The organism is Pantoea sp. Cy-639 (assembly GCF_011752525.1).
Classification (GTDB): domain Bacteria; phylum Pseudomonadota; class Gammaproteobacteria; order Pseudomonadales; family Pseudomonadaceae; genus Aquipseudomonas.
On record NZ_VWXI01000002.1, the window covers coordinates 188,065 to 209,492 of the forward strand.

General features: G+C 65.1%; 25 protein-coding genes. 8 read left to right on the forward strand and 17 right to left on the reverse strand.

Annotation, left to right across the window (positions count from 1 at the left end; all coding sequences use genetic code 11):
• The first annotated feature begins 7 nt into the window (after positions 1-7).
• Complete coding sequence (locus F3J43_RS03095) at positions 8-478, forward strand: MaoC family dehydratase (RefSeq protein ID WP_166883352.1); 471 nt, start codon at positions 8-10, stop codon at positions 476-478.
• A 64-nt stretch (positions 479-542) separates the two neighbouring features.
• Here the strand turns inward: F3J43_RS03095 and F3J43_RS03100 are convergent, their stop codons facing one another.
• The 8 genes from F3J43_RS03100 to F3J43_RS03135 all read right to left on the reverse strand — a co-directional run bounded on the left by F3J43_RS03100 (position 543) and on the right by F3J43_RS03135 (position 6,093).
• Positions 543-1,781: an RNA polymerase sigma factor gene (locus tag F3J43_RS03100; protein WP_166883353.1), complete on the reverse strand. Its 1,239-nt coding sequence runs from the start codon at positions 1,779-1,781 to the stop codon at positions 543-545.
• Positions 1,781-2,266 (reverse strand): SRPBCC family protein, encoded by a 486-nt coding sequence (locus tag F3J43_RS03105; RefSeq protein WP_166883354.1) that lies wholly within the window; start codon positions 2,264-2,266, stop codon positions 1,781-1,783. Before F3J43_RS03105 ends, F3J43_RS03100 begins: the two co-directional genes overlap by 1 nt.
• 21 nt (positions 2,267-2,287) lie before the next feature.
• On the reverse strand, positions 2,288-2,632 hold the full coding sequence (locus F3J43_RS03110; RefSeq protein ID WP_166883355.1) for a YciI family protein: 345 nt from the start codon (positions 2,630-2,632) through the stop codon (positions 2,288-2,290).
• A gap of 46 nt (positions 2,633-2,678) precedes the next feature.
• Positions 2,679-3,104: a YybH family protein gene (locus F3J43_RS03115; RefSeq protein ID WP_166883356.1), complete on the reverse strand. Its 426-nt coding sequence runs from the start codon at positions 3,102-3,104 to the stop codon at positions 2,679-2,681.
• 104 nt (positions 3,105-3,208) lie between these two features.
• Positions 3,209-3,661, reverse strand: coding sequence for an aminoglycoside 6'-N-acetyltransferase (gene aac(6') / locus F3J43_RS03120; RefSeq protein ID WP_166883357.1), 453 nt, complete (start codon positions 3,659-3,661; stop codon positions 3,209-3,211).
• Positions 3,658-4,131, reverse strand: coding sequence for a GyrI-like domain-containing protein (locus tag F3J43_RS03125; protein ID WP_166883358.1), 474 nt, complete (start codon positions 4,129-4,131; stop codon positions 3,658-3,660). Before F3J43_RS03125 ends, aac(6') begins: the two co-directional genes overlap by 4 nt.
• 274 nt (positions 4,132-4,405) lie before the next feature.
• A complete protein-coding gene (locus tag F3J43_RS03130; RefSeq protein ID WP_166883359.1) occupies positions 4,406-5,047 on the reverse strand; it encodes a LysE family translocator in 642 nt (213 codons plus the stop codon).
• 80 nt (positions 5,048-5,127) lie between these two features.
• Positions 5,128-6,093: a threonine dehydratase gene (locus tag F3J43_RS03135; RefSeq protein WP_166883360.1), complete on the reverse strand. Its 966-nt coding sequence runs from the start codon at positions 6,091-6,093 to the stop codon at positions 5,128-5,130.
• A gap of 91 nt (positions 6,094-6,184) precedes the next feature.
• Between F3J43_RS03135 and F3J43_RS03140 the strand changes: the two genes are divergently transcribed.
• Positions 6,185-7,537 (forward strand): aminotransferase-like domain-containing protein, encoded by a 1,353-nt coding sequence (locus F3J43_RS03140; RefSeq protein WP_166883361.1) that lies wholly within the window; start codon positions 6,185-6,187, stop codon positions 7,535-7,537.
• Positions 7,538-7,566: 29 nt separating this feature from the next.
• On the opposite strand, the gene F3J43_RS03145 is transcribed toward F3J43_RS03140, so the two are convergent.
• Complete coding sequence (locus F3J43_RS03145) at positions 7,567-7,824, reverse strand: DUF2790 domain-containing protein (RefSeq protein WP_166883362.1); 258 nt, start codon at positions 7,822-7,824, stop codon at positions 7,567-7,569.
• 265 nt (positions 7,825-8,089) lie between these two features.
• On the opposite strand from F3J43_RS03145, the gene F3J43_RS03150 reads away from it, so the two are divergent.
• Positions 8,090-8,539 (forward strand): GNAT family N-acetyltransferase, encoded by a 450-nt coding sequence (locus tag F3J43_RS03150; RefSeq protein ID WP_166883363.1) that lies wholly within the window; start codon positions 8,090-8,092, stop codon positions 8,537-8,539.
• Here the strand turns inward: F3J43_RS03150 and def are convergent.
• The 3 genes from def to F3J43_RS03165 form a co-directional block, all read right to left on the reverse strand.
• Positions 8,494-9,030 (reverse strand): peptide deformylase, encoded by a 537-nt coding sequence (def, locus tag F3J43_RS03155; RefSeq protein WP_166883364.1) that lies wholly within the window; start codon positions 9,028-9,030, stop codon positions 8,494-8,496. The genes F3J43_RS03150 and def overlap by 46 nt on opposite strands.
• Positions 9,030-9,986 (reverse strand): YihY/virulence factor BrkB family protein, encoded by a 957-nt coding sequence (locus tag F3J43_RS03160; RefSeq protein WP_166883365.1) that lies wholly within the window; start codon positions 9,984-9,986, stop codon positions 9,030-9,032. Before F3J43_RS03160 ends, def begins: the two co-directional genes overlap by 1 nt.
• 192 nt (positions 9,987-10,178) lie before the next feature.
• Positions 10,179-10,358, reverse strand: a complete 180-nt coding sequence (locus F3J43_RS03165) for a CsbD family protein (RefSeq protein ID WP_166883366.1) — start codon at positions 10,356-10,358, stop codon at positions 10,179-10,181.
• 232 nt (positions 10,359-10,590) lie between these two features.
• Between F3J43_RS03165 and F3J43_RS03170 the strand changes: the two genes are divergently transcribed.
• Complete coding sequence (locus tag F3J43_RS03170) at positions 10,591-10,971, forward strand: hypothetical protein (RefSeq protein ID WP_166883367.1); 381 nt, start codon at positions 10,591-10,593, stop codon at positions 10,969-10,971.
• Here F3J43_RS03170 and F3J43_RS03175 read toward each other — a convergent pair whose 3' ends face one another.
• The gene (locus tag F3J43_RS03175; protein WP_166883368.1) at positions 10,972-11,808 is read right to left on the reverse strand and encodes a CvfB family protein; all 837 of its coding nucleotides are present in this window, start codon (positions 11,806-11,808) and stop codon (positions 10,972-10,974) included. It abuts the gene before it with no gap.
• 130 nt (positions 11,809-11,938) lie between these two features.
• On the opposite strand from F3J43_RS03175, the gene F3J43_RS03180 reads away from it, so the two are divergent.
• Positions 11,939-12,673, forward strand: a complete 735-nt coding sequence (locus F3J43_RS03180) for a DUF6279 family lipoprotein (protein ID WP_205297603.1) — start codon at positions 11,939-11,941, stop codon at positions 12,671-12,673.
• A 126-nt stretch (positions 12,674-12,799) separates the two neighbouring features.
• On the opposite strand, the gene aceK is transcribed toward F3J43_RS03180, so the two are convergent.
• Entirely contained in the window at positions 12,800-14,515 is a 1,716-nt protein-coding gene (gene aceK / locus F3J43_RS03185) for a bifunctional isocitrate dehydrogenase kinase/phosphatase (RefSeq protein ID WP_166883369.1), read from the reverse strand.
• A 172-nt stretch (positions 14,516-14,687) separates the two neighbouring features.
• Here aceK and F3J43_RS03190 point away from each other — a divergent pair, with 172 nt between their 5' ends.
• Positions 14,688-15,566, forward strand: a complete 879-nt coding sequence (locus F3J43_RS03190) for a DMT family transporter (RefSeq protein WP_166883370.1) — start codon at positions 14,688-14,690, stop codon at positions 15,564-15,566.
• Positions 15,567-15,633: 67 nt separating this feature from the next.
• On the opposite strand, the gene F3J43_RS03195 is transcribed toward F3J43_RS03190, so the two are convergent.
• The 3 genes from F3J43_RS03195 to cysK form a co-directional block, all read right to left on the reverse strand.
• Positions 15,634-16,521: a DMT family transporter gene (locus F3J43_RS03195; RefSeq protein ID WP_166883371.1), complete on the reverse strand. Its 888-nt coding sequence runs from the start codon at positions 16,519-16,521 to the stop codon at positions 15,634-15,636.
• A gap of 417 nt (positions 16,522-16,938) precedes the next feature.
• Positions 16,939-17,874, reverse strand: a complete 936-nt coding sequence (locus F3J43_RS03200; protein WP_166883372.1) for an aspartyl/asparaginyl beta-hydroxylase domain-containing protein — start codon at positions 17,872-17,874, stop codon at positions 16,939-16,941.
• A 155-nt stretch (positions 17,875-18,029) separates the two neighbouring features.
• A complete protein-coding gene (gene cysK, locus F3J43_RS03205; protein ID WP_166883373.1) occupies positions 18,030-19,004 on the reverse strand; it encodes a cysteine synthase A in 975 nt (324 codons plus the stop codon).
• A 298-nt stretch (positions 19,005-19,302) separates the two neighbouring features.
• Here cysK and F3J43_RS03210 point away from each other — a divergent pair, with 298 nt between their 5' ends.
• Together F3J43_RS03210 and F3J43_RS03215 are read left to right on the forward strand one after the other, a co-directional pair.
• The gene (locus F3J43_RS03210) at positions 19,303-20,148 is read left to right on the forward strand and encodes an AAA family ATPase (RefSeq protein ID WP_166883374.1); all 846 of its coding nucleotides are present in this window, start codon (positions 19,303-19,305) and stop codon (positions 20,146-20,148) included.
• A gap of 13 nt (positions 20,149-20,161) precedes the next feature.
• Positions 20,162-21,340, forward strand: a complete 1,179-nt coding sequence (locus tag F3J43_RS03215; protein ID WP_166883375.1) for a vWA domain-containing protein — start codon at positions 20,162-20,164, stop codon at positions 21,338-21,340.
• The last annotated feature ends 88 nt before the right edge of the window (positions 21,341-21,428 follow it).

Here is a 21,428-nt window from a genome sequence, read left to right on the forward strand (position 1 = left end):
AGCCCCGATGACCCAGGTCACCAACACGCCTTACGAAGCCCTCGAAGTCGGCCAGAAAGCTGAGTACCAGAAGTTCGTGGAAGAGCGCGACATCCAGCTGTTCGCCGCCATGTCCGGCGACCACAACCCGGTGCACCTGGACGCCGAGTTCGCCGCCAAGAGCATGTTCCGCGAGCGTATTGCCCATGGCATGTTCAGCGGCGCGTTGATCAGCGCCGCCGTGGCCTGCACCCTGCCTGGCCCAGGCACCATCTACCTGGGCCAGCAGATGAGCTTCCAGAAGCCGGTGAAGATCGGCGACACCCTGACCGTGCGCCTGGAAATCCTCGAGAAACTGCCCAAGTTCAAGGTGCGCATCGCCACCAACGTGTACAACCAGAACGACGAGCTGGTAGTCGGCGGCGAGGCCGAGATCCTCGCGCCCCGCAAGCAGCAGACCGTCGAGCTGGTGAGCCCGCCGAACTTCGTCGCCAGCTGATCGGGAAAACCTGGCACAACGTCGTCACGACCGATGCCAGGGTCGCCACCTCTCGCCCAGGCACTCACTCAAGCTCGCGCAGGCGCCGCTCGATATGACGGCGCTCCGGCCCCTGGCGGGTCAGCGCCAGCGCCTGCTGCCAAGCCGCGCGTGCCTGCTCGAGGTTGCCCAGTTGCCGATGCAGCTCGGCCCGGGCGGCATGGGCCAGGTGATAATCACCGAGCTCGCCCTGGGCAAGGATCGCCTCGACCGCCTGCAGCCCAGCGCCGGCGCCATCGCGCCTGGCCAGCGCCGCCGCCCGGTTGAGCGCCACCACCGGCGACGGCCAGTGGCGCAGCAATACGTCGTACAACCCCACGATCTCGTCCCAGTCGGTGGCCTCGGCGCTGGGAGCCTCGGCATGCACCGCGGCAATCGCCGCCTGCAGGCTGTACGGTCCGAACTGGCGGCTACGCAGCGCCTGCTGCACCAACTGGCAGCCCTCGTCGATCTGCGCCCGGTCCCACAGCCGTCGATCCTGCTCGTCGAGCAGCACCAGTTCGCCATTGGCATCGCTGCGTGCACGCTGCCGCGCGGCCTGCAGCAACATCAACGCCAACAGCCCGAGCACCTCGGCATCGGGCAGCAATTGCGCCAGCAGCCGCCCCAGGCGGATGGCCTCGTCCATCAGCGCGCACGTCGTCACATCCTCGCCCGATGAGGCTGAATAACCTTCGTTGAACACCAGGTAGATGACCCGCAGCACACTTTCCAGACGCTCGGGCAACTCGGCCAGCACCGGCACCTGATACGGGATCCTGGCGTCACGGATCTTCGCCTTGGCCCGCACGATACGCTGGGCGATGGTCGCCGGGCTCTGCAGGAAGGCCCGGGCGATCTGCTCGGTGGTCAGGTCGCAGACTTCGCGCAGGGTCAGCGGCACCTGGGCGTCGGCGGCCAGGGCCGGGTGGCAGCACGTGAAGATCAGTCGCAGGCGGTCGTCGGCAAGCAGCTCGTCCTCGGCCGGGTCCGGCACCTGGCTTTCCAGCAGCAGGATCAGGTCGGCCTGCGAACGATCGAAGCGTGCCCGTCGGCGCAGCGCGTCGATGGCCTTGAAGCGGCCAGTGGACACCAGCCAGGCCCTTGGGTTGCCCGGAACGCCGTCGCGCTGCCAGCGTTCGACGGCGATGAAGAACGCATCGTGCATGGCCTCCTCGGCCAGCTCGAAGTCCCCCAACAGACGGATAAGCGTCGCCAGGATCCGCCGCGAGTCGCGACGATAGACCGCCTCGACCTCCTCGCGTACCTGCTGCGCCGTCACCATCAGTCCGGCATCCGCTGGGTCACTACCTCCACCAGTCGCTCCAGGCTCTCCCCCCAGCCCTGGTGGAAACCCATTTCCTCATGGGCCCGACAGTCGCTGGCAGTCCAGTGCCAGGCACGGGCGGTGTAGCGGGTCTTGCCGTGCTCCTCGTCGAAACTGATCACGGCGGTCATGAAGGCCTTGTCCGAGGGTACCCAGCCGGGCCGGAACGCATCGGTGAACACCAGCCGGCGCGGCGCCTGGATCTCCAGGAACAGCCCCTGGTGCGGATACTCGGCGCCATCCGGCGCCCGCATCAGGGTGCGGAACACCCCACCGGGCCACAGTTGCATCTCGCACTCGGGCGTGGTCATGCCGTGCGGCCCCCACCATTGCATCAACCACTCAGGCTCGGTCCAGGCGCGGAACACCTTGGCCGGTGGCGCGTCGATCAGGCGACTGATGGACAGTTCGTGCTGCGGTTGCGCCGATGGATTCAGCGTCATTGTTGGCGTACTCCGTCAGGTTCAGGGTTGCAGTTCGCGCACCGGCCGCACTTCGACGCTGCCGACCCGCGCCGCCGGAATGCCCTTGGCGATGTTCAGCGCCTCGTTCAGGTCGCGGGCATCGACCAGGTAGAAACCGGCCAGTTGCTCCTTGGTCTCGGCGAACGGGCCATCGGTCAGGCTCATCCGGCCACCGCGCACGCGCACCGTGGTGGCTGTCTGCACGGGCTTGAGCGCCTCGGCTGCCAGCATGCGCCCCGAACCTTGCACGGATTCGGCGTAGGCCATGCATTCGGCGTCTTCGGGGCTGTCGGGCAGGCTGTGCAGCAGCCCTTCGTCACAGTAGACCAGGCACAGGTATTTCATGATCGTCTCCAACGGTTCATGGCGGTGTGGGCGGCGATGGACGGTATCAGGGCTTGAGATTGAACAGCGCCTTTTGCGTTTCCATGTCGAATGGCGCCGACCAGTGCTCGTGGATGACCTGCCACTGGCCAGCGCGACGCCGGTAGCCCACGGTGGCCCGCATGAAGACGCACTGGCTGTCGTCGTCGGCCGGCCCGCAGCGGTTGAGCCAGTGGGCCAGGCCCAGGTCGCCATCGGCCTGCACGCTCAACTGTTGCATTTCGAAGACCATGGGGCCGGTGCAAAACCCCATGCACATCTCCCAATGCGCGCGGTAGGCCGCCTTGCCTTTGAATTGCAGGGACTGGATGGCATCGAAGGCAAGCATGTCATCGGCGTAGGGGGCAACGATGCGCGCCAGGTCACGGTCGCGCACGGCCTGCATCCACTGCTCGATCAACTCACGGATTTCGCTTTCGGCTGCGCTGTTCATCGGTACGTCCTCCAAGGCTTCATCAGTGGCAGGCGGCGATCACTCCACCGCCTTCAACACTGGTCGAACGGAAAAACGAAAAATCGACAACGGCTCGAAAACTTTCAGGCGAGGGGCGCGACCGGCTTGAGGAAGTACACGACCCGCTCGGTCTCGGCAAAGCCCAGGGCCGCGTGCATCCGCTGGCTACCGAGATTGTCCAGCGCGGCGTCCGAGGCCAGCTCGCGACAGCCTTGGGCCGCAGCCCACTGCTCGATGGCCGCGATCAGGCGCCGGGCGATACCTTGGCCACGCCAGGCGGGGTCGACGAAGATGCCTTCGAGATACGCTACCGGCGAGGTATTGCTGCCGTTGACGTAGTCATGACGCACCGACGCCTCGGCCAGCCCTTGCGCCCTGCCCTGCTCGTCGTACGCCAACAGGGCCACGAAGGTGTCGGGCCGGCGGGCGATGGCAGCCATTTCCGCCAGGTGCCTGGCCGGAACGCTGCCGGGCCAGAGCGCGCTACGCAGTTGCAGCCAGGCGGTGCTGGTCGGATCGGCGCAGGAATGGATCATGGGCGCTCCAGGGGAATCCAGATTTCCATCAGTGCCTGCGGGGCCGCCGGGTCGTAGCCGGCCGGGTAGCGCTCAAGGACGGCGGCCTCGGCCTGGCGCCAGTCCGAGGCCGGCAGCCACTGGGTGAAGATGGCGTCGAAGGTTGCCTTGATGCCCTCCAGGCTGCCCCGGTGTTCGAACACCGCATAGTGCTGGGGTGCCAGGACGAGGGTGGTGAAGCCTTCGGGAAGCGTGGTCGTGCCGGTCACCTCGACACCCGCCAGGTAGTCGAACGCGCCTTGCTCGTCGGGGTTGTAGCACACGCCGTAGCTGTCGTGGCCGTGCTGGCCAGGGACATGCCCGAGCCATGGGCCGAAACGCTGCCAGAGCAGCTTGAGCTCGGTCAGCCGGGAGAGGTCATAACGGTTGGACAAGCCGGCCAGGTGCAGCGTGCGGCCGTCCTCGAAGCGGGAGGGGGTTGGCAGGGTCATGGGGACGGGTCTCGGTGGGCGCGTTCCAGGGAGCCTTTCGCACGGGGCTGCGCGTGGCCTCGTGGCTTGAAGGCACGGTAGTGGCAGCTTGCGTTTGCGTCAATCCGGGGGATTAGGGCTATAAGCCCGAGGAGCCAACACGAGGTACTGGGTGCAATAGTCGCGCATGGGTAGGTGGTGGGGCCGAGCTGGAAGCGATAGCCATCTCACCCACACGAAAGTGCAAGTACGTGACGCACCATTCAAGTTCAGCCAATACCGCGACGGCCAACACTCAACCAGATGCAGCCAGGATGAACTCACGATAACCAGAGAGGATCACGTACCCCGCGAAGTAGCAGAAGATCGCCGCCGACAGCAGGTATGACCACGTCAGCAGCCGGTCACCGAGCAGACGCCCGCCATGGCTGGCGATGCCACACAGCGACAGGCACCAGACCAGCCCGGCGACGAAGAAGCCTCCCAGGAACAACCCCGCGTCGAGCAAGCTGCCGCCACCGGACCTGGAGATCAGCACCCCACCCACCGCCGCGAACCAGAGGATCGCACTGGGCGAAGACATGGCCAGAAAGATCCCGCGCAGGAACTCGCGCCAGCCCGACTCCACCACCACCTCGCCCCGCGACGCCAGGTGCCCGCCGCGCCAGGCCGCCAGCAGCATCTTCAGGGCGAACCACACCAGCAGCACCGAGCCGCCCAGCCACAGGGTCCAGCGCACGCTTTCGAACTGCAGCAGCACGGTCATCCCGGCCAGCGCAGCGATGGCGTAGATCAGGTCGCCGACACAGGTCCCCAGGCCCAGCCAGAACCCCTGGAGAAAGCCACGCTGCATGGCCAGGGTGATCATGGCGATATTGGCAATGCCGATATCCAGGCAAAGGGACAGGCTGAGCAGGAAACCGTTGGAGAAAGGCATGGCACACTCTGGGCGCATTCAGGGGTGCCCATTGAACCCGAGGGCAGGCTCATCGTACAGCCGCAACAGCGCCCAGCCCTTCAGACGCCCTGCCCAGCCGACAGCACCTGCGCATACCGTGCGCGGTCCACATTCGCGCCGCTCAATATCACCGCGACACGCTTGCCGGCCTGCTGCCCGCGCTCCTGCATCAATGCCGCCAGTGCCGCGGCGCCCGCCCCTTCGGCGGTGTTATGGGTAGCCTCGTGGTACAAGCGCATGGCTGTCGCGATCTCATGATCGTCCACCCGCACGATGCGCGCGGCATTTTCGCGTACCAGGGCAAAGGCATCAGGATGCGGCACGCGGCAGGCCATGCCGTCGGCGAAGGTGTCGGCGCTTTGCGTGGTGACGATGCGTCCCTGTTCGAAACTGCGCGCATAGGCGTCCGCAGCATGGGATACCACGCCGACGATTTCGGTCCGCAGGCCCAGCAGGTTGCGCGCCTGGATCAGGCCGCAGATCCCCGAGCCCATGCCGATCGGCACATACACACAGTCCAGGTGGGCCACCGCCTCGAACAGTTCCAGGGCATAGGTGGCCACGCCACGTACCAGTTCCGGGTGGAACGACGGCACCATCGCATAGCCGCGAGCCTCGGCCAGCCGCGCCGCCTCCTCGCGGGCCACGTCGAAATCGACGCCGTACTCGACCAGCTCGGCGCCCAGGGCGCGCATGGCGGCGTTCTTCTCCCGCGAGTTGCCTTCGGGCACCACGATCACCAGCGGTATGCCGGCCTGGCGCGCCGCCAGGGCCATGCTCTGGCCATGGTTGCCGCGGGTGGCGGTGACCAGCCCGCGTGGCATCTGCCCCGCTGCCAGCAGCGAGCGCACATAGACCAGCCCGCCACGCACCTTGAAGGCACCAGTCGGGGCATGGTTCTCGTGCTTGACCCAGACCTGGCAGCCCAACCGCTCGGCCAGCAGGGGCCAGGCGTGCTGTGGGGTCGGGGGAACGTGCTGGTGTACGAATGCGGCGGCTTCGCGCAGGGCTGGCAAGTCGAACATGGCGATCATCCTTCATCGGTGCAGGGTTGAACCGATGCTAAGCGCCGGGCATTGTATGGGGCTAACTCTATATTGCATGGGCTGCAATTTCGTGTGGACCCCTACCCTCCCGGACAATGACCGTCCCCGCTACCTGGCACTGGTCGACGCCATCGCCAGCGCCATCGAACGCGGCGAGCTCAAGGTCGGTGAGCGCCTGCCACCGCAGCGGCGCCTGGCCTGGAACCTGGGCCTGAACCCCAGTACCACGCAGCAGGCCTATCGCGAGGCAGCGGCACGGCACCTGGTTTCCGGCGAGGTGGGCCGGGGCACCTATGTACTGGCGGGCAGCCAGGAGGCAACGCTGTTCCGCCTCAAGCAACCCCCTCACCAACCGGCGCTGATCGACCTGTCGACCAACGTGCCAGTGATGGACCCACACAACAGCGACCTGGCAAGCAGCCTGCACCAATTGCTCGCCCAAGGCGACAGCACCCTGCTCGATCACTACCTGGACCCTGAGCAACTGCTGCTCGGCCGTATCCAGTGCAGCCGCTGGCTGGCCGGCCGAGGCCTGACGCTGACAGCGGACGACCTGGCGCCCTGCGCGAGCGCCCAGCAGGCGCTGGGGGTCGTGTTGCAGTCGTTGTGTCAGGCGGGGGAAGCGGTCATGGTGGAAGCACTGACCGCCCCCGGCATCAAGGCAGCCTGCCGCCAGTTGCGCCTGCCGGTTCACGGCGTGGCCCTGGACCGGGAAGGCTTGCGCCCCGACGAGCTGGACCGCGTCGCCCGGGCCAGTGGCGCACGGGTACTGGTGACCACCCCGACCCTGCACAACCCCACCGGCGCCTGCATGAGCGAAGCCCGGCGGCAGGCCCTGGCCGAGGTGATCCGGCGTCGCGGGCTGCTGGTCATCGAAGACGACGTGTATGGCGCGCTGACCGACCAGCCGCCCCTCTACCCGTTGCTCGAAGGCCAGGGGGTGCTGATCGGCAGCCTGTCCAAGACCGTGGCCGCCGGCCTGCGTCTGGGCTGGATCGTCGCCCGCCCGGCACTGCTGGCGCAGATCGACCCGCATACCCAGGCGCCACACTGGCCACTGTCGCCACTGGACCTGCGCATCGCCTGTCAGTGGCTCGCCGACGGTACCGCGGCACGGCGCCTGGCCTGGCAGCGCCAGGAGATCGGCGAGCGCTGGCGACTGGCACGTGTCCTGTTCGGCAATGCGCTGGTCAAGGGTGGCACGGCATCGCCGCATGCCTGGCTGAACACGCCAGGAGATGCCGCGACGCTGGTCAGTCAATGTCGCGCACAGGGTGTGGAGATCGTGCCGGCCAGCGCTTTCGCCGTCGGCACGGAAATCCCGCAGGCGGTGCGCATCAGCTTGTCGGCGGCCAGCAGCCGGGCCTGCCTGAAGCAAGGCCTGGAGATCGTCCGCGACCTGATGCGCTCACCTGCCCTCTAGGCTTTTCGTACAGAACCTCGCCCCCGGCCTCAGTTCTGCCGGCAGCCGTCGCCCATGGCACGGTACTGGATGGTGTGCACCTGGCCGTGGTGGTCTTCGTAAGTCATGGTGGCCGGCACCACTTCGCAGACGTTGGGGATGGTCGACAGGTTGATGACGCGTTTGATGTCCAGGTTGGTGGAGTAGTCGTACTGCTCGACTGCTGGCTGGAAAGAGGCGGTCTTGAGCTGGTCCGCGAGGGCGAACGAGGACATGCCGACCAGTGCAAGAATCAGTAGGGCTTTCATGGGTTTCGACCTTGATGGCTATCAAGCTGATCGAGTGACTTCTGATGCCGTCAGTGGCGCGGAGAAGTTGTCATCGACTGCGAAGATGACACGAAGTACCGGATCCCGCCGTGTCGTACTGCAGGGGGAGTGAGAAAAATTCTACTCCCCAGCGGTAATAGTTGAACCCCAAACTCGGACAATCACTCTTGCCGTAAATGCAACAATCTGCGACAAAGATCCGCCCTCGAAACCCGCCTGCACCTGCCGCCTCATCCTGAAGACCATGCCCCCACTGACCTGCACCCGACTTCCCGAGCTACAGCGCCGATTGCTGGCGCACTTCTACCGCCAGCACGGTTCGCACATGCGCGTTGCCGGTGAGGGGCAGCAATGGGTGGCGCGCGCAGGCGATATCGTCGCCGGGCTGAACCTGACCCCAGTACATGGCGGCCAGTGGCTCACGGGCCTGTTCGTGGCACCGCAGTGGCGCGGCAGGCAGGTCGCCTCGCAACTGGTCGACGCCGCGCTGGCCGAACAGCCCGGCGCGACCTGGCTGTTCTGCCATCCCGACCTCGTACCCTTCTACCAGCGCCTGGCGTTCACCTGCGCGATGCAACTGCCCGAGGCACTGGCCACGCGACTGGCTCGCTACCAACGCAGCAAGCCGTTGGTGGCGCTGGTACACGGTCAATCGTCGGCGACCTCGAGCCCGGGAAACAGCACCTCGGTATAGCCGAACTTGGCGAAATCCTGGATCCGCGAGGGGTACAACCGGCCGATCAGATGATCGCACTCGTGCTGCACCACCCGGGCATGGAAGCCATCGGCGAAGCGCTCGATCGGATTGCCCTGCGGGTCAATGCCTGAATAGCGGATGTGCTTGAAGCGCGGCACCACGCCGCGTAGCCCGGGCACCGAAAGACAGCCCTCCCAGCCTTCCTCGATTTCACTGGCCAACGGCGTGATCACCGGATTGAGCAGGATGGTCCGTGGCACCGCCTCGGCATCCGGGTAGCGCTCGCTGCGCTCGAAACCGAAGATCACCAGTTGCAGGTCGATACCGATCTGCGGCGCGGCCAGACCCACGCCACCGACATGGGCCATGGTCTCGAACATGTCATCGATCAGTTGCTGCAATTGCGGGCTGCCGAGCATGTGCTCGGGCACTGGCGGGGCGATGCGCAGCAGGCGCTCATCGCCCATCTTGAGGATGTCACGGATCATCAGCTATTCGACTCGCGGGGCTGGGGTTCGACGGTGGGCGGGTGCTCATGGCCGAGCACGGTGATGGTTTCCTGCGGGTTGTCGTGGGTGAATTCCTTCTCGCCGGGATTCTTGCCCTCGGCCGACATATGTTCGATCACCGCGTTCATTTCCGCCCCAAGCAGCAGCACGGCGGCAGAAATATAGAAGTACAGCAGCAGCACGATGATCGCACCGATACTGCCATACATGGCGTTGTAGTCGGCGAAGGTCTTCACGTAGTAGGCAAAGCCCAGCGAGGCGACGATCCACACCACCACCGCCAGCACCGAGCCCGGGGTGATGAAGCGAAACTTCTGCTTCACGTCGGGCATCACGTAGTACATCAACGCCACCGCCACCATCATCAGAATGATGATCGCCGGCCAGCGCAGGATGGTCCAGACCACCACCACAGCTTCCTCCAGCCCGACCTGGGAGGCGATCCACTCCATCACCTGGGGCCCGAGCACCATCAGCGCGGCGGCGGCCAGCAGCATGCCGGCGATGCCCACGGTGTAGATGATCGACAGCGGAATGCGCTTCCACACCGGGCGCCCCTCGGGCACATCGTAGGCGGCGTTCATCGCGCTCATCATCAGGCGCACACCGGCCGAGGCGGTCCACAGGGCGATCACGATACCCACCGACAGCAACCCGCCCTTGGATTGCTGCAACTGGTCGATCACTGGATTGACCTGGTCCAGCGCCTGGGGCGGCAGCACCAGTTCGGTCTGCAGGCGCAGCCAGGTGAAGAAGTCCGGCAGGTGCAGGAAACCGATCAGGGCGATCAGGAACAGCAGGAAGGGGAACAGCGAAAACAGCATCTGGTAGGCCAGCGCGGACGCGTAGGTGGACATCTCGTCATCGAGGAACTCCTTGACGGTGCGCACCAGCACGCGGTGCAGGGGCAGGCCGCGCAGGTCGGGGAAAATCATAGCGTCTCCTTTCGCCGCTTGATCATCGAGTGGTTGGCCAGGGCCATCAGACGGCCTGGCGATGCAGACAAGTCTAATAGACCGTGCCGCAACTGTGACGGCTCAATGGCCAAAGCAGGAAAACGGCTACCCCGGAGCATGATGAAACCGTAGGCGCCAGCGTGCTGGCGCCTACGGCCAGTCAGGCGTGGCTCACGGCTTCTTGACGGCGTCCTTGACCTTGCCTACGGCCTGCTGCGCCTCGCCCTTGAGCTCCTGGACCTTGCCTTCGGCACGCAGCTTGTCGTCGCCAGTGGCCTTGCCGATGCCTTGCTTGATGTTGCCCACGGCCTCGTTGACCAGCCCTTTCGCTTTATCCTTGGTGCCACTCATGGGATGTCTCCTAACAGGAAAGACACGGGAAGTCGTGTCGACACCTGATCGACCCATGTCCTGCGGCCAGAGTTTCAATCGAATCGTGACCTTCCAGCCAAACGGCCAGCTCGAGCGCTGGGCACGCCTGCCAGCAGAGGATTTTCTGACATCCCGAGGGTACGGGCTTGCCCCGCGATCAGGCCACCCGCACAATATCGGGCCTTTATGGCGTCAACCCGCAGGAACCTGCATGAAACTCGACAAACCCACCGCCATCGCCCGCCGCAACGAAGCGCTGGAGCGACCGGTGCTCACCCGCGACAACACCCTGTTCGCCATCCTCGACAAGAAGCGCAACCTGTGGTGGTTCGAAGTACCGGTGGCACTGCTGCGCAAGGGCCAGCCCGACTGGATCAACCTGCTGCTGCACACCCCGGAGACCGACGAGCTGCAACACCTGAAGGTGCCGACCAATTTCCTGCGCGCTCACCAGGAGCAGATGGAAGTGCGCCACCCGGGCAAGCGTCGCTCGACCATCAGCCTGGCGCTGAGCGCCGACCGCGACTCGCGGCTGCGCGACACCCGTCCGGGTGGCGAGCAGCTGAACTTCAGCACCTTCGTGCAGGCCTGATCAGGCCCGCTCGATCCGGTCGTCATGGATGACGATCCGGCCCTGCTTGAACAACGCGCCGATGGCTTTCTTGAAGTTGCCCTTGCTGACGTTGAACATCTGGCTGATCACCGCCGGATCGCTCTTGTCGCACACCGGCAGCACGCCACCGGCTGCGTCCAGGCGCTGCATGATCTGCTCGTGCAGGCCGTCGGCCAGGGCCTGGCCCACCGGCTGCAGGCTCAGGGCGATCTTGCCGTCGTGGCGCACTTCCTTGATGAAGCCCTTCTCGTGCATGCCCGAACGCAGGAACTTGAATACCTCGTTCTTGTGGATCAGGCCCCAGTGGCGGTTGTTGATGATCGCCTTGAAGCCCATCGGCGTCTCGCCGGCCACCAGCAGCTCGACCGGCTGGCCGGGCTTGTAGTCCACCGGGGTGCGGTCCAGGTAGCGGTCCAGCTTGGCCGTGGCGGTGATGCGCCGGGTGCGCTTGTCCAGATAGGCGTGGACCACGCAGTAATCGCCGATCTTCAGCGGCCGCGACTCTTCCGAGTACGGCATCAGCAGGTCCTTGGACAGCCCCCAGTCGAGGAAGATACCGGCACCGTTGATGTCCTTGACCTTGAGGCTGGCGAACTCGCCGACCTGCATCTTCGGTTTCTCGGTGGTGGCGATCAGCTGGTCTTCGCTGTCCAGGTAGATGAACACGTTGAGCCAGTCATCGAGTTCCAGCTCCGCATCCTTGGGGAAGTAACGCCGTGGCAGGAGAATCTCCCCGTCGGCGCCGCCATCCAGGTACAGGCCGAATTCCACGTGCTTCACGATTTGCAAACTGTTGTAGCGCCCAAGCAGAGCCATTTCCGAAGATCCTCAAGACAAGGCGGCTATTCTAACACCTGCGCAGCCGGGTCGCCCGATGGCACATGCTGCACAACCGTCACGCCCACCTTGCGCCTACCGCCTGGCCAGCCCCAGCAAGGATTCGCCCATGCCCGTTCGTCGGACCGCAACGCTGCTCGCCCTTCTCGCCACCTGTCTGGTGCACCTGGCCTGGCACTGCCAGACCCAGTTGCCCGGTTACCTCGACTGGCTCGACCAGGTGCGCCTGATGGTGGCCAATGATGCAGTCACCGACCAGGCCCTGCGCCAACGCACCGCCGAAGCGCGCCAGGCCATCGGCCGGGTCGCCGAGGCGATCACCCCGTCCGCCAGCGAGCTGTTGCGTGGCATGAGCGACGCGCAGGTGGCCACGATGCGCAGGGCCTTCCACGACGACATCGCCAAGCGCCAGCAGGACTATGTCGACACACCGCTGGCCGAGCAGATCGACGAGCGCGCCAGGCGCATGCAGAAGCGCCTGCGCCCCTGGTTCGGCGAACTCAGCGCCAGCCAGCGCCTGCGGGTGGTGAACTGGTCCCAGGCGCTGGGCGACCAGAACCGTCAGTGGATCGCCAACCGCGCCCACTGGCAGCAGCAACTGGCATTGGCGATGGACCAGCGCGACACCCCGGGCTTCGAGCCCCGCCTGGCGCAGTTGCTGCAACACAAGGAGAGCCTGTGGACGCCCGAGTACCGCCAGGCGTTCCAGAACACCGAGCAGCAGGCCCGCAGCCTGCTGGTGGACCTGGTCAGGCAGAGCAGCCCGGCGCAGCGGGCGTTCCTGCAACAGCGGCTGGGCAAGGTGCGGGCGGACTTCAGCGGGCTCAAGTGCCTCCAAGGCTGAGATTGGACGAGGCGATCACCTTGGATTTCGCCTGGCGAAACGAACCTCGCTGGGCATGGCGCCGGTGCTCGCCGGCAAGGCCGGCTCCTGCAACGTCGTTGCCAGTGGTTTCTTGCCCTGGCCTTGTCAGCGTCCCTTGCGCCGATACGGGAACACATCGATCACCTTCCCCGCCCGGATCGCCTCCTGCAGCCCCTTCCAGTAGTCGGCATCGTACAGCTCGCCGTGCAGGCGACTGAACAGCTGGCGCTGGCCGATATCGGCGAACAGGAACGGCGGGAACTCCTCGGGGAACACGTCGTGCGGGCCGATCGAATACCACGGCTCGCCCGACATTTCGTCCTCCGGATAGCGCGGCGGCGGGATATGGCGGAAGTTGACCTCGGTGAGGAAACTGATTTCGTCGTAGTCATAGAACACCACCCGGCCATGACGAGTGACGCCGAAATTCTTCAAAAGCATGTCGCCGGGAAAGATGTTCGCCGCCGCCAGTTGCTTGATCGCCAGCCCGTAGTCCTCCAGCGCCTCGAGCACCTGGCCCTCGCTGGCATGCTCCAGGTACAGGTTCAGCGGGGTCATGCGCCGCTCGGTCCAGCAGTGACGGATCAGCACCGTATCGCCCTCCAGGCTTACGGTCGACGGCGCCACCTCGAGCAGCTCGGCCAGGCAGTCGGGCTCGAACTTGTCCCGAGGAAAGCGAAAATCGGCGAACTCCTGGGTATCGGCCATGCGCCCGACGCGGTCGACGCTCTTCACCAGGCGGTACTTCTCGATCACCGTGGCGCGATCGACGGTCTTCGACGGCGAGAAGCGGTCCTTGATGATCTTGAACACGGTATTGAAACCCGGCAGCGTGAACACGCTCATGACCATGCCGCGCACCCCAGGCGCCATCACGAAACGGTCGTCGCTGCCGGCCAGGTGGTTGATCAGCGCGCGGTAGAACTCCGACTTGCCCTGCTTGTAGAAACCGATCGAGGTGTACAGCTCGGCAATATGCTTGCCCGGCAGGATGCGCTTGAGGAAGTTGACGAACTCCGCCGGCACCGGCACATCGGCCATGAAGTACGAGCGGGTGAACGAGAAGATGATCGATACCTCGGCCTCGTCGGTGATCAGCGCATCGACCTCGATGCCGTGCCCTTCGCGGTTCAGCAGGGCGATGACCAGCGGCCACTGCTCGTCGCGGTTGTACAGGCGCCCGACCAGGTAGGCGCCCTTGTTGCGGTACAGGACCGGCGTGAACAGCTCCACGGTCAACGCCGGGTCCTTGCACACCCAGTCAGGCAGGCAATCGCGCAATTGCTCTTCGAGCCGCGCCAGGTCGCCCTCGAGGTCGCCATAGGGCACGGCGAACGCATAGTCGGCCAGGATGCTGCGCAGCAGCGCCCTGAGCCCGCCGTCAGGACGATAGCTGCGGATCTGCGTCGCTCGCTCGTGGCTGCGCAGGGAGGGCCGGGTGGTGTGGATGAACATGCAGCCATCGCTGATCAGGTCGTGACTGAACAGGCTGCAGAACAACGAGTTGTACCAGGTCTCGGACAACTCGTCGTCCAGGCGCGGGTCGATCAGGCGGATATAGGCGTTCTTCACCAGCGGCCACTGCTCGACGTCCAGCAGCACCGGGGCACTGAAGCGCTGGTGCAGCCAGCCGTTGACCTCGGCGACCTTCGCCTCGTACAGGCTGATGCGCGCTGCCGCCGCGAGCTGGATGTCCTGCCAGCGCGCCTGCTCGAAACGTTCGCGGGCGCCAAGTGTGATCCGGCGAAAATGCTCGCGGTAGTCGTCGAAGCCGTCGAGGATCAGCCGGGCGATTTCAGCCGCGGGCCAGGATGAGGTCATGCGCGAGGTCTCGCTGTGGGGGGTGAGTAGAGAGCTTAGTCGTCTACCGGCGCTGCACTGGCAAATGCCGAACAAGCCTCGCCTGGCTGCGCTGCACACAGCAAGAAAGCACAAGAATACCCATCCGCCCTGACGTACACTCGCGCCCCTGCCCCACCGCCGGAGACCTCCCGTGAGCCCCATCGCCCTCGCCCGCCTGCTGATCCTTGCTGCAGTGTGGGGCGCCAGCTTCCTGTTCATGCGCATCATCGCCCCGGAAATCGGCACCGTGCCCACGGCATTCTTCCGCGTGTCGATCTCCTGCCTGGGGCTGATCGCGATTCTCGCCGCCGCGCGGGTGCGCTGGAACTTCCAGGGCAAGCTGGGCGCCTGCCTGGTGCTGGGCATGATCAACTCCGGCATTCCTGCGACCTTCTATTCGGTGGCGGCGCAGGTGCTGCCGGCAGGCTACTCGGCGATCTTCAACGCCACCACGCCGCTGATGGGCGTACTGATCGGCACGCTGTTCTTCCGCGAGACGATGACCCTGCCCAAGCTGTGCGGTATCTTCCTCGGCCTGTTCGGCGTCGGCATCCTCAGCGGCGCCGGCCCGGTGGCGCTGGACATGGCCCTGGTACAAGGCGCCCTGGCCTGCCTGGCGGCTACCACCTGCTATGGCTTCGCCGGCTTCCTCGCCCGCCGCTGGGTCGGCACCCTGGACAGCCGCCTGTCGGCGCTGGGCAGCATGCTCGGTGCCACCCTGCTGCTCAGCCCGCTGTTCGCCTGGAGCGCACTGACCCAGCCGCCGGCCAGCTGGGGTGGCTGGCAGGTGTGGCTGTCGCTGCTGGGCCTGGGGCTGTTGTGCACCGCGTTCGCCTACATCCTGTACTTCCGCCTGCTCAACGAGATCGGGCCGATCAAGGCCAGTACCGTGACCTTCCTGATTCCGGTGTTCGGGGTGTTGTGGGGAGCATGGCTGCTGGGCGAGCCACTGTCGATGGCGCACCTGTATGGCGGGGTATTGATCGGCGCGGCGCTGTGGCTGGTACTGCGCCCGGCACGATCGACGTAGGAGCCGGCCCTGCCGGCGAACACCGGCAAGGCTGGCTCCTGCGCAACGACGACGTCAGTCCTGCGCCTTACGTCCTGGCCTGTGCCGCACGTAGCGCTGGCTTGCGGAAGACGAACAGCAGGCCGACCACGATCAGCCCCATCCCCAACAGGCTCAGCGGCGCCAGGCGATTGCCGAAGATGATGAAGTCCATCACCGCGGTCACTGCCGGGACCAGGTAGAACAGGCTGGTGACATTGACCAGGTTGCCCTTGGCGATCAACCGATACAGCAGCAACGTGGCCAGCAACGACACCACCAGCCCCATCCACAGCAGGGCGCCGATGAAACTGGCGTTCCACTGCACGTGCAACGGCTGCAGCGGCGCGAACAGCGCGCACAAGGCGAAGCCGGCGATGTACTGCAGCGGCAGGGTGCCCATGGGATTGTCGGTGATGCGTTTCTGCAGGATCGAACCGGCGGTCATGCTGGCCAGTGCCAGCAAGGCGAACAGCATCCCGGCCAGGGAAACCCCACCCAGGTTGATGCCCTGGTAGACCACCATCACCAGGCCTGTCAGGCCCAGCCCCAGGCCGAACAGGCGGCTCCAGGAACGCTGACGCTCCATCAGTGCCACGGTGAGGATCGGCTGCACGCCCATGACCGTGGCCATGACGCCGGGGGTGACGTGGGTGTTCAACGCCAGCAGGTAGAAGATCTGGTAGGCGCCGAGCAGCACGCAACCGGTGCCCAGCGCACGCAGCACCGCGCCACGACTGCGCGGCCAGCGCAGCCCCAGCAACGGGCCGATCAGCAGCAGACCGGCAAGCGCCAGTGCCGAGCGCAGCAGCAGGAACGCGAAGGGGCTGGCTTGGGCCAGGCCGAGTTTGGAGACGATCGCCCCGCTGCTCCACAGCAGGACGAACAGGCTGGTGGTGGCCGCCGAGGCCACGGAGGTTTTGCTAAGCAAAGACATGTATTGCCACCTGTATAGGCAGGAAAGCCGTACGGGCGGATCTATCGCGTATCGAGGAGATAGCCGACCGTGTTCAGTAGGTTGCGCGTGCGGTGGGGATGCGGCCAGCGGCCGATCAGCCCAGCACCACGACTGCGCGAGGAGGCGGAGCTACGCCGCCTACCACGCCACTGACAGGTGGTGGATAGTGACTGATCATGGCCGGTTGCTGGCTGCCACGCACGACAACGCCCGCGACAGGCGCGAGAACGTCAGCAGTGGTGGAAGGGATGGCAGGCATGAACAGGTCTTCTGAGAAGAAAGTGTTTCGGAATATAGCGGGGGATTCAGCGCGGGGCAAGCCCGCTCCCACTCATCATCCCACCTGACATGCTCAGGGCGGACTTGTGGAAGCAGGCTTGCCCTGCGGCCGAAGGCTCAGAACAGCCAGCGATACAGCGCGTACGCGACCAACACCGCCAGCACCGGCCGCAGGATGCGGTAGGCCTTGGGATTGGCGCGCTTGAACTGCTTCACACGGGTGCTGATCTTGTTGCTGAAGCGCTTGCTCCAGGCATAGGCCTGGTTGATCCCGCCGACACGCTCGTCATCAGTGTTCTGCGGCGCGGTGGCACGGCCGAGGAAGGCGCTGACCTTGCGGTTGATGCGGGTCATCAGCGGACTGTTGAGCGGGCGTTCGACGTCGCAGAACAGGATCACCCGGGTGACCTCGGTCTCGTTCTTGACCCAGTGCACGAAGGTCTCGTCGAACATCACGTCCTCACCGTCGCGCCAGGCGTAGGGCTGGCCGTCGACATAGATGCGGCAGTTGTCCGAGTTCGGCGTGGACAGGCCCAGGTGATAACGCAGCGAACCGGCGAACGGGTCGCGGTGCGGGTTCAGGTGGCTGCCGCCGGGCAGCAGGGCGAACATCGCGCCCTTGACGTTGGGGATGCCGCTGACCAGCTCGACGGTCTTCGGGCAAAGCATTTCGGCGGACGGCAGGGGCTTGTCGTACCACTTCAGGTAGAAGCGCTTCCAGCCCTTCTTGAAGAACGAGCCGAAACCGGCATCGTTGTCTTTTTCCGCGGCGCGGATGTAGCCCTCGTCGAACAGGCGCATGGCCTCTTCGCGGATCACTTCCCAGTTATCCTTGAGCACGTCCAGCTCAGGGAAACGCTGGCGGTCCAGGTACGGCTTGGAGGGAACGCCGGAGAACAGGTACATCAAGCTGTTGTAGGGGGCGAACAGCGCCGAGTGGTTGACGAACTGGCGCAGTACCGGCAGGCGTGCCTTGCCGCGCAGGTGCACGAACAGCACGCTGCCGAAGAACACCAGCAGGACACCCGCCTTGGCGACAAAGGAAAAGGTCATGCAACACTCCTTGGAGGGGAAATCAGGCCATCCCCGGATAGCCGGACATGATAAACCCCTGAGGAGCAGCCGCAAGCTTCAAGCTGCAGGCGGTAAGCTGATCTGCATCAACGACACCCGCCTTGCCTTGCAGCCTGAAGCATGCAGCCCGACGCTTACTGCTGGTTCTCCTGCTCGCTGAACAGGTCGCTGAACAGCATGCTCGACAGGTAACGCTCGCCCGAGTCCGGCAGGATCACCACGATGGTCTTGCCCTGCATCTCCGGCTTCTCGGCCAGGCGTACCGCCACCGCCATCGCCGCGCCACAGGAAATCCCGCAGAGGATGCCCTCCTCCTGCATCAGACGAATGGCCATGGCCTTGGACTCTTCGTCGCTCACCGTCTCCACCTGGTCGACGATCGACAGGTCGAGGTTCTTCGGCACGAAACCGGCGCCGATGCCCTGGATCTTGTGCGGGCTGGGCGTGAGCGCCTCGCCGGCCAGGGTCTGGCTGATCAGCGGCGAGCTCACCGGCTCCACCGCCACCGACAGGATCGACTTGCCCTGGGTGTGCTTGATGTAGCGCGACACGCCGGTGATGGTGCCGCCGGTACCGACACCCGCCACCAGCACGTCGACCGCGCCGTCGGTGTCGTTCCAGATTTCCGGACCGGTGGTCTTCTCGTGGATGGCCGGGTTGGCCGGGTTGTCGAACTGGCCCGGCAGGAAGTACTGCGCCGGGTCCGAGGCGACGATCTCGCTGGCCTTCTCGATCGCGCCCTTCATGCCCTTGGCTGGTTCGGTCAGCACCAGCTCGGCGCCCAGCGCCTTGAGCACCTTGCGTCGCTCCAGGCTCATCGACGACGGCATGGTCAGGATCAGCTTGTAGCCGCGGGCGGCGGCGACGAAGGCCAGGCCGATGCCGGTGTTGCCCGAGGTCGGCTCGACGATGGTCATGCCCGGCTTGAGCTTGCCGCTGCCTTCGGCGTCCCAGACCATGTTCGCGCCGATCCGGCACTTGACCGAGTAGCCCGGGTTGCGCCCTTCGATCTTGGCCAGGATGGTCACCCCGCGCGGGGCGATGCGGTTGATCTGCACCAGCGGCGTGTTGCCGATGGAGTGGGCGTTGTCTGCGTAGATACGGCTCATGGCAGGGTCCTTGAACAGTCGAATAACAGAAGAAAACCCTGAGGGTAAGCCCGCTCGCAGGGGGCGTAAAGCCTGCTCTGGGCACGCCTGCGCAACCTGTGCGATGACAGCCATGGGCACCACTGACCGAGCCCGCCCCGAATCCGACCGGGCTCGGGGTGACGGGCCATTCAGGGACTGAATACCCGGTCTGCGTTTGCAGGCGCCGGGCGCGGCGTTATAGTCGCGGACACATCAATAGACAGGTGTTGGCTGGACTGGCGCGTTGGCCGGTACATCCACGCCAGAGGATCGGTTCATGAAGTTCGAAGGCACCCGCGACTACGTCGCCACAGACGACCTGAAGCTGGCGGTCAACGCGGCCATCACCCTGGAGCGCCCATTGCTGGTCAAGGGCGAACCGGGCACCGGCAAGACCATGCTCGCCGAACAGCTGGCCGCCTCCTTTGGCGCGCGCCTGATCACCTGGCACATCAAGTCCACCACCAAGGCCCACCAGGGGCTCTACGAGTACGACGCGGTCAGCCGCCTGCGCGACTCGCAACTGGGCGTGGACAAGGTCCACGACGTACGCAACTACTTGAAGAAGGGCAAGCTGTGGGAGGCCTTCGAGGCCGACGAGCGGGTGATCCTGCTGATCGACGAGATCGACAAGGCCGACATCGAGTTTCCCAACGACCTGTTGCAGGAACTCGACAAGATGGAGTTCTACGTCTACGAGATCGACGAGACCATCAAGGCCAAGCAGCGCCCGATCATCATCATCACCTCCAACAACGAGAAAGAGCTGCCCGACGCCTTCCTGCGCCGCTGCTTCTTCCACTACATCGCCTTCCCCGACCGTAGCACCCTGCAGCAGATCGTCGACGTGCACTACCCGAACATCAGCCAGGCGCTGGTCAGCGAGGCATTGGACGTGTTCTTCGATGTGCGCAAGGTGCCGGGGCTGAAGAAAAAACCGTCCACCTCCGAACTGGTCGACTGGCTCAAGCTGCTGATGGCCGACAACATCGGCGAGGCGGTGCTGCGCGAGCGCGACCCGACCAAGGCGATCCCGCCGCTGGCCGGTGCTCTGGTGAAGAACGAACAGGACGTGCAGTTGCTCGAGCGCCTGGCCTTCATGAGCCGGCGCGGCAACCGCTGACAGGAGCCGGGCCATGCTGCTCAACCTGTTCAATGAAATGCGCGCGGCCAAGGTGCCGGTTTCGGTGCGCGAGCTGCTCGACTTGCACCACGCTCTGCAAAAAGGCGTGGTGTTCGCCGACATGGACGCCTTCTACTACCTCGCCCGCGCCATCCTGGTGAAGGACGAGCGCCACTTCGACAAGTTCGACCGCGCCTTCGCCGCCTACTTCAAGGGCCTTGAAAACCTCGACCGGCACATCGAGGCGCTGATCCCCGATGAATGGCTGCGCAAGGAATTCGAACGCTCGCTCACTGACGAGGAACGCGCGCAGATCCAGTCGCTGGGTGGCCTGGACAAACTCATCGAGGAGTTCAAGAAGCGCCTCGAAGAGCAGAAGGAACGCCACGCCGGTGGCAACAAGTGGATCGGCACCGGCGGTACCAGCCCGTTCGGCTCGGGCGGTTTCAACCCCGAGGGAATCCGCGTCGGCGAGGCCGGCAAGCGCCAGGGCAAGGCGGTAAAAGTCTGGGACCAGCGCGAATACAAGAACCTCGACGACCAGGTCGAGCTGGGCACGCGCAACATCAAGCTGGCGTTGCGCCGGCTGCGCAAGTTCGCCCGCGAAGGCGCCGCCGAGGAGCTGGACATCGACGGCACCATCGACCACACCGCCCGTGACGCCGGGCTGCTGAACATCCAGATGCGCCCGGAACGGCGCAACACCGTGAAGTTGCTGTTGCTGTTCGACATCGGCGGCTCGATGGATGCCCACATCAAGGTCTGCGAAGAGCTGTTCTCGGCGTGCAAGACCGAGTTCAAGCACCTGGAGTACTACTACTTCCACAACTTCGTGTACGAATCGGTGTGGAAGAACAACCTGCGCCGCACTTCGGAGCGCTTCTCCACCTTCGACCTGCTGCACAAGTACGGCGACGACTACAAGGTGGTGTTCGTCGGCGATGCGGCCATGGCGCCGTACGAGATCACCCAGCCGGGAGGCAGTGTCGAGCACTGGAACGAAGAGGCCGGGTATGTGTGGATGCAGCGCTTCATGGAGAAGTTCAGGAAGATCATCTGGATCAACCCGTATCCGAAGCAAGCCTGGGACTACACGGCGTCGACCCATCTGGTGCGCGACCTGATCGAGGACAAGATGTACCCGCTGACCTTGCAGGGGCTGGAGGAAGGGATGCGCTACCTGTCCAAGTGATCCTGCCTGTACCGGTCCTTTCGCAGGACAAGCCCGCTTCCACGCCAGCCGCCCAATGGATGGAGACCTGCGCGGGAGCGGGCTTGCC

Coding starts and splice junctions, on each gene's coding strand:
- F3J43_RS03095 (WP_166883352.1), top strand. CDS start 8: ATGACCCAGGTCACCAACACGCCTTACGAAGCCCTCGAAGTCGGCCAG.
- F3J43_RS03100 (WP_166883353.1), bottom strand. CDS start 1,781: ATGGTGACGGCGCAGCAGGTACGCGAGGAGGTCGAGGCGGTCTATCGT.
- F3J43_RS03105 (WP_166883354.1), bottom strand. CDS start 2,266: ATGACGCTGAATCCATCGGCGCAACCGCAGCACGAACTGTCCATCAGT.
- F3J43_RS03110 (WP_166883355.1), bottom strand. CDS start 2,632: ATGAAATACCTGTGCCTGGTCTACTGTGACGAAGGGCTGCTGCACAGC.
- F3J43_RS03115 (WP_166883356.1), bottom strand. CDS start 3,104: ATGAACAGCGCAGCCGAAAGCGAAATCCGTGAGTTGATCGAGCAGTGG.
- F3J43_RS03125 (WP_166883358.1), bottom strand. CDS start 4,131: ATGACCCTGCCAACCCCCTCCCGCTTCGAGGACGGCCGCACGCTGCAC.
- F3J43_RS03130 (WP_166883359.1), bottom strand. CDS start 5,047: ATGCCTTTCTCCAACGGTTTCCTGCTCAGCCTGTCCCTTTGCCTGGAT.
- F3J43_RS03135 (WP_166883360.1), bottom strand. CDS start 6,093: ATGTTCGACTTGCCAGCCCTGCGCGAAGCCGCCGCATTCGTACACCAG.
- F3J43_RS03145 (WP_166883362.1), bottom strand. CDS start 7,824: ATGAAAGCCCTACTGATTCTTGCACTGGTCGGCATGTCCTCGTTCGCC.
- F3J43_RS03150 (WP_166883363.1), top strand. CDS start 8,090: ATGCCCCCACTGACCTGCACCCGACTTCCCGAGCTACAGCGCCGATTG.
- def (WP_166883364.1), bottom strand. CDS start 9,030: ATGATCCGTGACATCCTCAAGATGGGCGATGAGCGCCTGCTGCGCATC.
- F3J43_RS03160 (WP_166883365.1), bottom strand. CDS start 9,986: ATGATTTTCCCCGACCTGCGCGGCCTGCCCCTGCACCGCGTGCTGGTG.
- F3J43_RS03165 (WP_166883366.1), bottom strand. CDS start 10,358: ATGAGTGGCACCAAGGATAAAGCGAAAGGGCTGGTCAACGAGGCCGTG.
- F3J43_RS03170 (WP_166883367.1), top strand. CDS start 10,591: ATGAAACTCGACAAACCCACCGCCATCGCCCGCCGCAACGAAGCGCTG.
- F3J43_RS03175 (WP_166883368.1), bottom strand. CDS start 11,808: ATGGCTCTGCTTGGGCGCTACAACAGTTTGCAAATCGTGAAGCACGTG.
- F3J43_RS03180 (WP_205297603.1), top strand. CDS start 11,939: ATGCCCGTTCGTCGGACCGCAACGCTGCTCGCCCTTCTCGCCACCTGT.
- aceK (WP_166883369.1), bottom strand. CDS start 14,515: ATGACCTCATCCTGGCCCGCGGCTGAAATCGCCCGGCTGATCCTCGAC.
- F3J43_RS03195 (WP_166883371.1), bottom strand. CDS start 16,521: ATGTCTTTGCTTAGCAAAACCTCCGTGGCCTCGGCGGCCACCACCAGC.
- F3J43_RS03200 (WP_166883372.1), bottom strand. CDS start 17,874: ATGACCTTTTCCTTTGTCGCCAAGGCGGGTGTCCTGCTGGTGTTCTTC.
- cysK (WP_166883373.1), bottom strand. CDS start 19,004: ATGAGCCGTATCTACGCAGACAACGCCCACTCCATCGGCAACACGCCG.
- F3J43_RS03210 (WP_166883374.1), top strand. CDS start 19,303: ATGAAGTTCGAAGGCACCCGCGACTACGTCGCCACAGACGACCTGAAG.
- F3J43_RS03215 (WP_166883375.1), top strand. CDS start 20,162: ATGCTGCTCAACCTGTTCAATGAAATGCGCGCGGCCAAGGTGCCGGTT.